This window comes from Rhizobacter sp. P3_C12 (assembly GCF_056402735.1).
The window spans coordinates 1-13,267 of the sequence record NZ_JBFUGW010000176.1; the positions used below are offsets into that span (position 1 = coordinate 1).

General features: G+C 69.7%; 13 protein-coding genes. 7 read left to right on the top strand and 6 right to left on the bottom strand.

All coding sequences use genetic code 11. The features are described 5' to 3' along the window. The 3 genes from AC1DXV_RS23080 to AC1DXV_RS23090 all read right to left on the bottom strand — a co-directional run. The coding region (locus AC1DXV_RS23080; protein WP_477935740.1) for an efflux RND transporter permease subunit at positions 1 to 638 on the bottom strand (638 nt) is incomplete at its 3' end. A gap of 16 nt (positions 639 to 654) precedes the next feature. Then, positions 655 to 1,785 (bottom strand): efflux RND transporter periplasmic adaptor subunit, encoded by a 1,131-nt coding sequence (locus AC1DXV_RS23085; RefSeq protein WP_477935741.1) that lies wholly within the window; start codon positions 1,783 to 1,785, stop codon positions 655 to 657. Between the two features lie 8 nt (positions 1,786 to 1,793). Beyond that, positions 1,794 to 2,450, bottom strand: coding sequence for a TetR/AcrR family transcriptional regulator (locus tag AC1DXV_RS23090; protein ID WP_477864421.1), 657 nt, complete (start codon positions 2,448 to 2,450; stop codon positions 1,794 to 1,796). A 155-nt stretch (positions 2,451 to 2,605) separates the two neighbouring features. Here AC1DXV_RS23090 and AC1DXV_RS23095 point away from each other — a divergent pair, with 155 nt between their 5' ends. Next, positions 2,606 to 3,427, top strand: coding sequence for an undecaprenyl-diphosphate phosphatase (locus AC1DXV_RS23095; RefSeq protein ID WP_477864420.1), 822 nt, complete (start codon positions 2,606 to 2,608; stop codon positions 3,425 to 3,427). A gap of 42 nt (positions 3,428 to 3,469) precedes the next feature. Here the strand turns inward: AC1DXV_RS23095 and AC1DXV_RS23100 are convergent, their stop codons facing one another. From AC1DXV_RS23100 to hisN, 3 genes are all read right to left on the bottom strand, one after another. Continuing rightward, the gene (locus tag AC1DXV_RS23100; protein WP_477935742.1) at positions 3,470 to 4,462 is read right to left on the bottom strand and encodes an MBL fold metallo-hydrolase; all 993 of its coding nucleotides are present in this window, start codon (positions 4,460 to 4,462) and stop codon (positions 3,470 to 3,472) included. 3 nt (positions 4,463 to 4,465) lie between these two features. Next, positions 4,466 to 5,005 (bottom strand): Mpo1 family 2-hydroxy fatty acid dioxygenase, encoded by a 540-nt coding sequence (locus tag AC1DXV_RS23105; RefSeq protein WP_477864418.1) that lies wholly within the window; start codon positions 5,003 to 5,005, stop codon positions 4,466 to 4,468. A 130-nt stretch (positions 5,006 to 5,135) separates the two neighbouring features. After that, a complete protein-coding gene (gene hisN / locus AC1DXV_RS23110) occupies positions 5,136 to 5,939 on the bottom strand; it encodes a histidinol-phosphatase (protein ID WP_477864417.1) in 804 nt (267 codons plus the stop codon). A gap of 166 nt (positions 5,940 to 6,105) precedes the next feature. Between hisN and AC1DXV_RS23115 the strand changes: the two genes are divergently transcribed. The 6 genes from AC1DXV_RS23115 to eutB all read left to right on the top strand — a co-directional run. Then, entirely contained in the window at positions 6,106 to 7,116 is a 1,011-nt protein-coding gene (locus AC1DXV_RS23115) for an ABC transporter substrate-binding protein (protein ID WP_477935744.1), read from the top strand. Between the two features lie 14 nt (positions 7,117 to 7,130). Beyond that, positions 7,131 to 8,129 carry an ABC transporter ATP-binding protein gene (locus AC1DXV_RS23120; RefSeq protein ID WP_477864425.1) on the top strand — a complete coding sequence of 333 codons (999 nt, stop codon included), beginning with the start codon at positions 7,131 to 7,133 and terminating at the stop codon, positions 8,127 to 8,129. Continuing rightward, complete coding sequence (locus AC1DXV_RS23125) at positions 8,126 to 9,754, top strand: ABC transporter permease subunit (RefSeq protein ID WP_477864415.1); 1,629 nt, start codon at positions 8,126 to 8,128, stop codon at positions 9,752 to 9,754. Before AC1DXV_RS23120 ends, AC1DXV_RS23125 begins: the two co-directional genes overlap by 4 nt. A 4-nt stretch (positions 9,755 to 9,758) precedes the next feature. Continuing rightward, positions 9,759 to 10,526 carry a DeoR/GlpR family DNA-binding transcription regulator gene (locus tag AC1DXV_RS23130; protein WP_477864414.1) on the top strand — a complete coding sequence of 256 codons (768 nt, stop codon included), beginning with the start codon at positions 9,759 to 9,761 and terminating at the stop codon, positions 10,524 to 10,526. 714 nt (positions 10,527 to 11,240) lie between these two features. Further along, positions 11,241 to 12,608 (top strand): ethanolamine permease, encoded by a 1,368-nt coding sequence (eat, locus tag AC1DXV_RS23135; RefSeq protein ID WP_477868553.1) that lies wholly within the window; start codon positions 11,241 to 11,243, stop codon positions 12,606 to 12,608. 20 nt (positions 12,609 to 12,628) lie between these two features. Beyond that, positions 12,629 to 13,267: ethanolamine ammonia-lyase subunit EutB (gene eutB, locus AC1DXV_RS23140; RefSeq protein ID WP_477935746.1), on the top strand; the 639-nt coding region annotated here is incomplete at its 3' end.

A 13,267-nucleotide genomic window follows, 5' to 3' on the forward strand; every position in this document is an offset into this window, starting at 1 on the left:
TTCTCGCTCTTCACCGCGGCGACGACCTGGTCGACGCTGAAGCCCAGCGCATCGAGCGCGGCCGGCCGCACGTAGACGTTGATCTCGCGCTCGACGCCGCCGATCACGCTGACCGCACCGACGCCGCGCACGTTCTCGAGCCGCTTCTGCAGCACCTGGGTGGCCCAGGTGGTGAGCTCCTGCGGCGAGCGCTGGCCGTCGGTGGAGAGCACTGCGACGTTGAAGATCGGCTGGCTGGCCGGGTCGAAGCGCGAGATGCGCGGCTCCTTCACCTCGTCGCGCAGGTTGGGGCGGATCAGCGCGACCTTCTCGCGCACATCGTCGGCCGCCTTGCGCCCGTCGACATTGAGGTTGAACTCGACGATCACGACGGCCGTGCCTTCATACGAGCGCGAGTACAGCGAGTTGATGCCGGCGACGGTGTTGACCGCCTCCTCGATCTTCTTCGTGACCTCGCTCTCGACGATCTCGGGCGAGGCGCCCGGGTAGTCCATCTGCACGACGACGGTCGGGAAATCGATGTTCGGGAACTGGTCGACCGCCAGGCGCTGGTAGCTGAACAGCCCGAGCACGACGAAGGCCAGCATGACCATCGTGGCCATCACCGGGTTGCCGATCGAGACGCGGGTGAACCACATGGTGGGGCAGGGCCGGTCAGGGGGCCGAGGCCGCGCTGGTGACGCGCACGGCCGTGCCTTCGCGCACCGGGCCGACGGTGCCGCGCAACAGCGTCATGCCTCCGCCGGCGCCTTGCAGCAGCTCGACCTGGCCGTCGCGCTCCAGGCTGCCGGCGACGCTGCCGCGGGCGCCCAGCGTCACCGGGCGCTGCACCACCTTGCCGTCGACCACCGCCAGCACATAGGGCCGGGCCTGCTCGACGCGCACGGCATTGGCCGGCACGACCAGCGCGGTCTTGCGTTCCATCTCGATCGCGCCGCGCGCGAACAGGCCCTGGCGCAAGCCGGGCTGCGGCTGCAGTTCGAGGTAGACCATCACCGCGCGCGTGCCCGACTGCGTGCTCGGGTTGATGCGCACCACCTTCGCTTGCGCGGGCGCGGCGAGCCCGTCGACCTGCAGCGTGGCCGCCTGGCCGACCTGCACCGTGCCGACGTCTTCGGGGGCGATCGCGGCCTCGAGCTCGATGCGCGACAGGTCGACCACCTCGACCAGCTTGGCGTCGATCGCAACGCGCTCGCCCGGCTGCACCGCACGCACCGAGACGATGCCGTTGATCGGCGCGACCAGCTGCGCATCGCTGCGCGACTTGCGGGCCAGGTCGACCGCGGCGACCGCGGCGCCGTAGGTGGCCTGGGCCGAGGCCTCGTTCGACACCGAGGTCTCCAGCCCGGTGGCCGAGATGAAACCCTGCGCGACGAGCGCCTTGTTGTTCTCCAGCGTGCGGCGGGCGATGTCGAGCTGGCCGCGCGCCGACGCGGCGTTCTGCTCGGCCTGGCGCAGGCGCAGCTCGACCTCGGTGGTCTCGAGCTGGCCGATCACCTGGCCGGCCTTGACGCTGTCGCCTTCGCGCACCGTCAGCGACTTGACCTCGGCCGCGACCTTGGCGCGCACCACCGCGCTGTTGACCGCCTTCAGGCCGCCCGACACCGCGAGCGTGCGGGCGAACGATTGCGGGCGCAGCACGAGCAGGTCGCCGGGCGCGAGCTCCAGCGCCGCCGGTGCCTTGGTGGTGCCGAGCAGGGCCTGCTCCTGCTTGCGGGCGCTGAGCGCGCGCATCACGAAGCCGCCGATCAGCGCGACGACGACGACGGGGACCGCCCACTTCATCCAGCGCTTCATGGCATGACCGGTGCCGGGTGGCGCTCGATGCCGCGGGTGACGGTGTCCATGTGCTGGTAGACGAAATCGTGGGGAGTCATCAGCGACGGCACCGGCGCGCAGGCGCCCAGCGAGTGCTTGTGCATGCACAGCATGATCATCGGCAGTATCAGCGAGTGCACGGTGAACTCGACGTTGACCGGGTGGAATTCGCCGGCGTCGATGCCGCGCTGCACGATGGCGCCGACCAGCTGCGAGCCGGGCTCGACGACCTGCTCGCGGTAGTACTCGGCGATGTCGGGAAAGTTGCGCACCTCGGTGACGATCAGCTTGAAGACGGCGGAGGCCGGGCTCTCGAAGATGCGCAGCCACCAGCGCGGCAGCACCTCGCGCAGCACCTGGGCGTTGCTGCCGGCGAAGGCGCGCACCTCGTCGACGCCGCTCTGGATCTCGGTCGACACGCGGTCGCGGATCACCGCCTTCAGCAGCTCTTCCTTGCTCGGGTAATAGAGATAGAGCGTGCCCTTGGACACCCCGGCCGCCGCCGCGACCTCTTCCGACCGGGTCGCGGAGAAACCCTTTTCAGAAAAGAGCGCCAAAGCCGCGTCCAGCAGTTCCTGCGGACGGGCTTCCTTGCGGCGCTGGCGGGCGGGGAGGGGGTGGGGGGTACTCATGGACTGGTACTGACTGACTGGTCAGTAATGTAAGGTGTGGGGTGGTGGGGGTCAAGCCGGGGGCGAGGGCGGCATCGGGGTAACCCCTTGTTCACGGGCCTGGGCAGCCGTGGGTGGCCGCTATCATCGGCGCTCATTTTTGCCGGGGAATGCGCGTGGACTTCGTACTGTTGTTGAAGGCGGCGGTGATGGGCGTCGTCGAGGGCCTGACGGAGTTCCTGCCGGTGTCGAGCACGGGGCACCTGATCCTGGCGGGGTCGTTGATGCACTTCAACGATGCGCGCGGCAAGCTGTTCGAGATCGTGATCCAGTCCGCGGCGATCCTGGCCGTGGTGTGGGAATTCCGCGGTCGCATCGGCGGCGTGCTGGGCGGGCTGGGGAGCGACCCGAAGGCACGCCGGCTGCTGTTGAACGTCGGCATCGCGTTCCTGCCGCTGGCGGTGCTGGGCCTGCTGTTCGGCAAGATGCTGAAGGCGAACCTGTTCAACGCGCCGACGGTGGCGACCACCTTCATCGTCGGCGGCCTGGTCATCCTGTGGGCCGAGCGGCGCCAGCACAGCGTGCGGGTGCATTCGGTCGACGACCTGACACCGCTGGATGCGCTGAAGGTCGGCATTGCGCAGGCCTTCGCGTTGATCCCGGGCACGAGCCGTTCGGGCGCCACCATCATCGGCGGCATGCTGTTCGGCCTGTCGCGGCAGGTGGCGACCGAGTTCACCTTCTACCTCGCGATCCCGACGCTCGGCGTCGCGTCGGTGTACTCGCTCTACAAGGAGCGCGCGCTGCTGTCGATCGACGACCTGGGCATGTGGGTGGTCGGCATGGTGGCCGCCTTCATCTCGGCGTTCTTCTGCGTGCGCTGGTTGCTGCGCTACATCTCCACGCACACCTTCGTGCCGTTCGCCTGGTACCGCATCGTGTTCGGCATCGTGGTGCTGGTGACGGCGTGGAGTGGCGTGGTCACCTGGGCGGATTGAGCAGGCGCTTGAGGTCACAAGCTGTGACCTCAAAGCGCGCTGCTAGGGCGCGAAGGGCGTGAACAGCGGTGGCAGGCGCAGCTCGACGCCGTCCTGCTTTGCCCGCCGCGACAGGTCGGCCATCGTCACGCCGAAATCGTCGAACAGCAGCGGCATCGCCTGCAGCGGCCGGTCGAGCGGCTGCCAGAAGTCGTCCCAGTGGATCGGCACGACGCGTCTGGCGCCGGTCAGCTGCACCGTCTCGTGCCAGTAGGCGCTGCGGTAGGCGTCGTCCTTGCGGCCGAGCGTGCCGACGCCGAGGAACACGGTGTCGACCTGGCGGCCGGCCAGGGCGCCGGGGATGAAGCCGGCGCTGCCTTCGATCAACCAGCGGCCGCCCGAGGCGTGCTCGACGACGATGCTCCATACCTGGCCCTCGCGCCAGGCCGGTGCGCGCGTCGGCGGGACGACGGGCGCCGCGATGTTCTCCACCGACACGCCATCGCTCCACGGCGTCGGGCTGTGGCGTGACGCGATGAAGGTCAGCCTGAACTTGCCGAGCGTGACGCTGTCACCCGGCTGCACCTCGCGCAACTGGGCCGGCGGCAACCCGGCGCCGAAGCCGATCTGCATCGTCGAGTTCGAGYCGACCAGCACGGCGCCGGTGCGCAGCGCGACGGTGGGCGAATCCATCGCGTGGTCGTAATGGGAATGCACCGGCACCACGGCCGCGAGTTTGTTGACGCCCAGGCGCTTCAGTGCGCTGTCGATGGCCGCGGCGTCGGGCCCGATGCGTCCGAAGAAGGTGGGGCGCATGCCGGGCCGCGAGAAGAAGCCGTCGGTCATCCAGGCGGTCTCGCCGTCGTCGAACAGCAGTGTCGCGACACCGGCGAAGCGCACCGTGACGGCCGAGCCGGCGGGAGCCGGCGGCAGCGTCAGTGACCGGAACTCATCGAGGGAAGGATGGCGCTGCGCCTGGACCACCAGGAAGGCGATGGCCAGGACCAGCAGAGCCGCCAGCGCCAGCGCGGCGCGCCGAACCTGGCGGAGGGTCACGAATCAGGCAGCGGGGTGGGCGAGGTCGCGCAGCACGGTCGGGCCGACCCGGCGCTCGATCTCGGCCAGCAGCGGCCGGCCCCAGCCCAGCGCGAACATGATCTCGGCCGTGACGAACATCGGGCCGACCAGCAGGCCGACGAGGTCGTCGACGAAGGCCGGTTTGCGCCCTTCGTAGTAGTGCCCGATGAACTGGATGACCCAGCCGGCGATGAAGCTGCCGAGGCCCCAGCCCAGCCAGCTGGCGAGGCTGCCGCCGGAGACCTGTTGCGCGAGGACGGTCAGCACGCCGTTGGCGAGGCTGACCGCGAGGCCGAGGGCGAGGTTGCCGCGCGTCAGATACCAGATGGTGGCGAGGCCCCAGGCGATCCAGGCGGGGGTGAGGGCGAGGTTGCCGAGCGTGAAGGCCGGTTTGGCGAGCAGCACGCTGACGGCGAACACGATCAGCGGGATGCCGAAGAAATGGGTGGTGATGTTGCGGCGGTCGCGGTGGTAGGCCGCGTACTGCGACAGGAGGTCCAGGGCCGAACGTTGTCTCGTCATGGTGTTCTCCGTGGTCTGGTGCCAGGGCTGCGGTCGGATGGCCCATCTTAGAGCGGTTGCCGCTGAGCGCAAGCGGCCGACTGTGACTCCTTGCACATGGCGCGTTCGGTCACGATTTCAAGCCACCGCGTCACGCCAGCGCGGCCAGCGCCTGGGCCTGCAGTTCCAGCGTGGCCGCCGCGACCACCCGGCCGTCAGAACCCATGTGCAGCGCGCGGCCTTGCCAATCGGTGATGACGCCGCCGGCGCCCTCGATCACCGGCACCAGGGCCAGGAAGTCGTAGGGCTGCAGCCCGCTCTCGACCACCAGGTCGACGTGGCCGGACGCCAGGGAGCCGTAGCTGTGGCAATCGCCGCCGAAGCGCCGCAGCGCGGCACGCCGGCTCAGCGTGTCGAAGGCGCGCCAGCCGTCGGCATCGAAGGCGTCGGGCGAGGTGGTGTAGACCCGGGCGTCGGCCAGCCGCGTGCAGCCGCTGCTGCGGCACGGTGCGCCGTTCCAGCGGCTCGGCTGCCCGGCGCGTCCCACCCAGCACTCGCCGAGCGCCGGCAGGTTCACGACGCCGACGACCGGCCGGCCGCGCCACAGCAGCGCCAGCAGGTTGCCCCAGAGCGGCGAGCCGGTGATGAAGGCCTTCGTGCCGTCGATGGGGTCGATCACCCAGACCCTTTCCGCATCGAGTCGCTCGCGGCCGTGCTCCTCGCCGAGCAGGCCGTCGCCGGGCCGCGCTGCGGCGATGCGCTCGCGCAGCATGCGCTCGACTTCGCGGTCGGCGACCGTCACCGGGCTGTCGTCGGCCTTCGTCAGCACCTCGACGCGGCCGCGGAACCAGCGCAGCGCCAGCCTGCCGGCTTCATCGGCCAACTGTTCGGCCAACCGGACATCGTCGTCCGGCAGCAGGGCGGATGGGGCGGGGGACAGCGCTTCATCGCTCATCGAGGACCTCGTGGGTTGGCATGCATCGTGCGGGAGCGTCATGTGGAAACACACAGATTTGCACAAACGCCAGGAAACGCACAACGCGAATGCATGAAGCGTGCCCTGTGCTGGTGTCCCGCCCCTGTTGTCCCGCCCTCGTTTGAGGCATCCACCGGAGAAGTCCATGACCGTCCACCGCCCCCTGCTTGCCGCCACGCTGTTCACCGCGCTCGCCGTTCCCGGGCTGGCCCGGGCCGGCACGATCACCGCGTATACCGCGCTGGAGGAGAACGAGATCGCCGAGTACGTGGCGGCGGCGAAGCAGAGCCTGCCGGACGTCGACGTGAAGGTGCTGCGCCTGTCCACCGGCGACCTGGGTGCACGCATCCTGGCCGAGGCGGGCAACCCGCAGCACGACGTGATCTGGGGCTGGGCGGTGACGAACATGCTCGATCCGCGCATCGGCGCGATGGTCGAGCCCCATGCCGGGAAAGGCGCCGAGAAGCTGCCGGCCGCCTACCGGGCCGCCGACGGCAGCTGGTTTGCCGCGACCGGCTACATGGCCGCGTTCTGCGTGAACACCGACGTGCTGAAAGCCAAGAACCTGCCGATGCCGACCTCGTGGAAGGACCTCGCGAACCCGGTCTACAAGGGCGAGGTGGTGATGCCCAACCCGGTGTCCTCCGGCACCGGCTACCTGCAGGTGGCTGCACTGCTGCAGTCGCAGGGCAGCGAGAAGGGCTGGGCCTTCCTGAAGGCGCTGGACGRCAACGTCGCGCAGTACATCAAGTCGGGCTCGCGCCCGTGCAAGGCGGCGCGTGCGGGCGAGTACGCGATCGGCGCGTCGCTCGCGTTCGCGGCGATCCAGTCGGTGGAGGAGGGCTTTCCGGTGAAGATGGTGATTCCGAGTGACGGTGCCGGCTACGAACTGGAAGCCTCGGCGCTGATGAAGAGCTCGAAGAACAAGGCCGATGCGAAGCGCTTCCTCGAGTGGACGCTGTCGCCGCAGGCCGCGGCGCTCTACACGAAGTACAAGGAGATCGTCACGATTCCCGGCACGCCGCCGTCGAAGGCCGCGCAGATCGCCGGGCTGCCAGCCGACCTGTCGAAGGTGCTCTACCCGATGAACTTCGCGCAATCGGCCAAGGACCGCGACGCCACGCTCGCGGCCTGGCAGAAGGCGATCGGGCGGTGAGCGCGTCGCCCGGCATGGCGCTCCAGATCAGCGGCCTGCACAAGAGCTTCGATGGATTCGTCGCGCTCGAGCACATCGACCTCTCGATCGGGGCCGAGGAGTTCGTGTGCCTGCTGGGGCCGAGCGGGTGCGGCAAGACGACGCTGCTGCGCATCATCGCGGGGCTGCTGGCGGCCGACCGGGGCCGCCTGATGCTGGGCGGTCGCGACCTGGCGACCGTGCCGGCGCGCGAGCGCGGCTTCGGCATCGTGTTCCAGTCGTACTCGCTGTTCCCGCACATGACGGTGGCGCAGAACGTCGGCTACGGGCTGCGCATCCGCGGTGCACCGGCACCGCAGATCGAGGCGCGCGTGGCCGAGCTGCTGTCGCTGGTGAAGCTGTCAGCACTGGCGCAACGCCATCCGGCCCAGCTCTCGGGCGGCCAGCAGCAGCGGGTCGCGCTGGCGCGCGCGGTGGCGGTCGACCCGGCGTTGATCCTGCTCGACGAGCCGCTGTCGGCGCTCGACGCGAAGGTGCGCGCCGAGCTGCGCCACGAGCTGCGCGAGCTGCAGCGCCGGCTGCGCATCCCGACGCTGATGGTCACGCACGACCAGGAGGAAGCGATGGCGCTGGCCGACACGATCGTCTGCATGAACCAGGGCCGCATCGAGCAGCAGGGCACGCCGCAGCAACTGTATCTGCAGCCGCGGACCCGCTTCGTCGCCGATTTCATGGGGCACGGCAACCTGCTGCCGCGCGAATGGGTGCGCGAGGCGGCGACCGAGCTGCTGCGCGGCGATCCGGTCGGCGACGCGGCGTGCGTGCGGCCCGAGCGGGTGGTGCTGGCGCCGGACCCGCATGGCGACAGCCGCGTGATCGACCTCAGCTTCCTCGGCAACCTGCGCCGGCTGCGCGTGAGCTGGCGAGGCCGCGAACTGCTGGCCGAGCTGCCGGCGGCCGGTCCGGCGTTGCTGCCGGGTGACGCGGTCTCGGTGCAGATCGCCGCGGCCGATTGCGCGTGGGTGGCAGGGTGATCGACGCGCCGCTCGACCGCTGGCTGCTGCGCGCCTGCCTGTGGATCCCGCTGGTGGCGCTGGTCCTGTTCTTCGGTGTGCCGATGCTGACGATCGCGTGGCGCAGCCTGCTCGACGAGGGCGGCGGCGTCGGTGTGTCGAACTGGGTGGCGCTGTGGGACACGCCCGGCGTGTGGCGCGCGCTCGCGCACAGCCTGGTGCTGGGCGTCTCGGCGACCGCGATCACCGTGCTGCTCGCCTTCGTGGTCGCGTTCGGGCTCGAGCGCACCGCGATGCCGGGCAAGCGTTTCGTCGGAGCGAGCCTGGCGCTGCCGGTGCTGGCGCCGTCGCTGGTGCTGGGCCTCGGGCTGATCTTCCTGCTGGGGCGCAACGGGCTGGTCGGCAAGCTGCTGGGCGTGCGTCCCGAGGTGTACGGGTTCAGCGGGCTGTTGATCGCCGACGTGATGTACGCGCTGCCGCAGGCCGCGATGATCCTGCGCGCCGCGCTCCGGCATGGCGATGCGCGCCACTACGAGGTGGCCGAGCTGCTGGGCGCGACGCCGTGGCGGCGCTTCGTCGACATCACGTTGCCGGGCATGCGCTATGCGCTGCTGAGCGCGGCCTTCGTCGTCTTCACGGTGACGATCACCGATTTCGGCAATGCGGTGGTGATCGGCGGCGACTATCCGGTGCTCGCGACCGAGATCTACAACCAGGTGAGCGGGCAGATGAAGTTCGGGCTCGGCGCGGTGGTCGGCCTGCTGCTGCTGCTGCCGGCGGGGCTGTCGGTGTGGATCGAGCATGTCGCTGCGCGCCGGCAGGCGGGGCTCGGCGCCGAATCGGCACGCCCGCCGCGGCCGTTGCCATGGGCCCGGCGCGACGTGCCGTTCTTTGTCGGCAACCTGCTGATCGCCGGCTCGCTGGCCTGCGTGGTCGGCACGGTGGTGATCGGCAGCCTGATGCGCTTGTGGCCCTACAAGCTGGAGTTCACGCTGAAGCACTACGACATCACGCTGGCGGGCGGCTATGCACCGCTGTGGACGTCGCTGGCGGTGTCGGTGCTCGCCGCGGTGCTGGGCACGCTGCTGCTGCTCGGTCTCGCGTTGGCGGCGCGGCGATTGCCGCCTGCGCCTGCGCGCGCGGTGGCGCTGCTGTCTGCCTTGCCGGTGGCGGTGCCCGGCCTGGTGCTGGGCCTGTCGTATGTGTTCGCGTTCAACCGCCCGCAATGGCCGTTTGCGGCGTTGTACGGCTCGGTGCTCCTGCTGGCGCTGTGCAACTTCTACCACTACCACACGCAGGCCTACGTGACGATGTCCAGCGGCGTGCGCGCGGTCCCCGACGCGTTGGAGGAGGCCTGCAGCGCGCTCGGCGGCGGTGTGTGGCGGCATTGGCGCGACGTCTACGTGCCGGCGCTGCGGCCCACGTTGTGGACGGTGGCGCTGTTCCTGTTCATGCGCTCGATGGTCACGTTGTCGGCGGTGATCTTCCTGATCACGCCGTCGACGATGCTGGGCGCGGTGAGCGTGATGCGGCTCGACGAGGCCGGGTTCACATCGCAGGCGGCGGCTTTCTCGACCTGCATCATGTTGATCGTCGGTGTGTCGGCCTGGCTGCTGCAGGTCCTGACGCGATCGAGGAGCCCTTGAACCGATGTTGCAGGAAGACCGATACCAGCGATTGCGCGACCTGCTCGCGAACTTCCAGCGCTTGAGCACCGAGCGCATCGCGAGCGATCTCGGCGTTTCGCGCGAGACGGTGCGCCGCGACGTGATGGCGCTGGAGGCCACCGGTGAATTGCGGCGCGTGCACGGGGGAGTGGTCGCGACCGCTCCGGAGCCGGAAGCGCCGATCGGCGAGCGCATCAAGGTGCGGCTGGCGGAGAAGCGGTCGATCGCGCGTGCTGCGGCCCGGCTGCTGCGGCCGGGCCAGACCTTGTTCCTCGATGCCGGCAGCACGGTGTCGGCGCTGGCGCAGGAGCTGGCGTCGCTGAGCGGCCTGACGGTGATCACCAACTCGTTCGATGTGGCGATGAAGCTGGTGGCGGCCGATGCGCGGCGCCACGAGGTGATCCTGCTGGGGGGGCGCCCGGTGGCCGACATCGGCGCCACCTACGGCGAGCAGACCGTGGCCGAGATCCATCGCCACCATGCCGACCTGGCGCTGTTGTCACCGGTATCGCTGCATGCGGTGCACGGCGCGACGAGCTACGAGCACCGCGAGGCGGAGGTGGCGCGGGCGATGGTGGCCTGTTCGAAGCGGCGGGTGATGCTGGCCGACCACGGCAAGCTCGGGCAGGCGAGCCGGGTCGGATGGTGCGCGGTGAGCGACATCGACCAGATCGTCACCGACGGGCGGGCGCGCCGGATGCCGGCGCTCGAGGGGCTTCGTGAAGGCGGTTGTGAAATCCTGATCGCGTAGTGGCAAAGGCGCGGGTGGGGAGGCTGGGGCTCGCCGGTCGGTGCGGTCTTCGCCCCTTTCGGGGCGAAGACTGCCCTCCGCTGACTGGTTTCACGGCCCGTCGCCCAAACTCCCGCCACTCACTTCGTTCGTTGTGGTCAAACAGTGGGCGACAGTCAGTTCACGAAGCGTGCTGCGCACGCGGGCCATGAAACCAGCCAGCTCCGGCGCCCCGCCCCTATTGGCGCTCCCCAGCCTCCCCACCCGCGCCTTTGCCWGCACCGCCGCACTGTTTTTGGGGGAAAAGACTGAAGTGGCCGACGAGCATGCGGGCRCYYGCGTGCTYGTCGGTCACTTCAGTCTTTTCCCCCAAACACAAGTTGATGGTTCTGCGCGGCGCGGGGCGGCGTGGCGGGTGGCGGGGTGCGGTGGGGGCGAYTTCTGGGGCGACGGAGAAGATYGGTTTCGGGGGTGGCGCGCGCCAGCGCGCTTCGTAGACTGACTCATCGGCTGTGTTTGACCACAACGAACGAAGTGAGTGACGGGAGTTTGCCGATGCACCCCCGAAGCCGAKCTTCTTCGTGCAGTCGGCCCGCCAGGGCCGACCGCCCCAGCTGAGCCCCCACCGCACCCCGCCACCCGMCACGCCGCCCCGCGCCGCGCCCAAGCGGAACAGATCTTGCAAGAATCACAAAAGCAGTCCCCTACAACCTGACAAGAGCGATCGGAGCGTCCATGCAAACGCAAACGGGTCATCTCAAAGCCACGCTGAACGCCTGGCACCTCTGGGGGCTGGCCGTCGGGCTGGTCATCTCCGGCGAGTATTTCGGCTGGAGCTACGGCTGGGCCAGTGCCGGCACCCTCGGCTTCCTCGTCACCGCCACCGTCGTCGCGGCGATGTACACCACTTTCATCTTCAGCTTCACCGAGCTCACCACCGCGATCCCCAATGCCGGCGGACCGTTCGCCTACGCCAGCCGCGCCTTCGGCCCGGTCGGCGGCCTGATCGCCGGCTTCGCCACCTTGATCGAGTTCGTGTTCGCACCACCCGCCATCGCGATGGCCATCGGCGCCTACCTGCAGGTGCAGTTTCCCGCCGCGAGCCCGAAATTGATGGCCTGCGGCGCCTATGTCGTCTTCATGGCGCTCAACATCGTCGGCGTGCGCACGGCCGCCACCTTCGAGCTGATCGTCACCGTGCTCGCGATCTTCGAGCTGCTGGTGTTCATGGGCGTCGTCGCGCCGGGCTTCTCGGCCGCCAACTTCGCCGCCCACGGCTGGGCCGGGCAGGACAGCTTCAGCCCGCTCGCCCTGTCCGGCATGTTCGCCGCCATCCCGTTCGCGATCTGGTTCTTCCTCGCGATCGAAGGCGTCGCGATGGCCGCCGAGGAAGCGAAAGACCCGAAGCGCACCATCCCCATCGCCTACATCGCCGGCATCGTCACCCTCGTGCTGCTCGCCATCGGCGTGATGGTGTTCGCCGGCGGCGTCGGCGACTGGCGCACGCTCTCCAACATCAACGACCCGCTGCCCCAGGCGATGAAGGCCGTCGTCGGCGAACACAGCGGCTGGCTGCACATGCTGGTGTGGATCGGCCTGTTCGGGCTCGTGGCCTCGTTCCACGGCATCATCCTCGGCTACTCGCGGCAGATGTTCGCGCTCGCCCGCGCCGGCTTCCTGCCCGCCTGGCTCGCCGTCATCCACCCGCGCTTCGGCACGCCCCACCGCGCGGTGCTCGCCGGCGGCGTGATCGGCATCGCGGCGATCTTCAGCGACGAGCTGTTCTCGTTCGGCGGCCAGACGCTCACGGCCAACATCGTCACGATGTCGGTGTTCGGCGCGATCGTGATGTACATCATGTCGATGCTCAGCCTGTTCGTGCTGCGCCGCAAGGAACCGGACCTCGCACGCCCGTTCCCCGCGATCGGCTACCCGGTGTTCCCGGCCATCGCGCTCGCGCTCGCGCTGCTGTGCCTCGTGGCGATGGTCTGGTACAACCTGCTGCTGTCGCTGATCTTCGCCGGGCTGATGGCCGCGGCCACCGTGCTGTTCCTGGTCAGCGGCCGCGACAGGCGCGCCGCCGCGCTGGCGGCGCAAGGCTGACGACAATCACGGGGTCCCGCATGGCCTACCGGCACAGCATCGGCACGCAGACCTGGCAGTTCGCCGACCTGAAGGCGCTGATGGCCCGCGCCACGCCGGCGCGCTCCGGCGACCAGCTCGCCGGCATCGCGGCCAGCAGCGCCGCCGAGCGCATGGCCGCGCGCATGTGCCTGGCCGACCTGCCGCTGCAGCGCTTCCTCGACGAAGCGCTGGTGCCCTACGAAGACGACGAGGTCACGCGGCTCATCGTCGACACGCACGACCGCGCGGCCTTCGCCCCGATCTCGCACCTGACGGTCGGCGGCTTCCGCGACTGGCTGCTCTCGAATGCGGCCGACGAAGCCACGCTCGCCCGGGTCCGCCCTGGCGTCACACCCGAGATGGCGGCCGCCGTCAGCAAGCTGATGCGCAACCAGGACCTGATCCTCGCCGCCCGCAAATGCCGCGTCGTCACCCGCTTTCGCAACACCATCGGGCTGCCCGGGCGCCTCTCGGTGCGGCTGCAGCCGAACCACCCGACCGACAGCCCGCGCGGCATCGCGGTGTCGATGCTCGACGGCCTGCTGTACGGCGCCGGCGACGCGGTGATCGGCATCAACCCGGTCAGCGACAGCATGCCGGCGCTGGTCGACCTGCTGCACCTGCTCGACGAACTGATC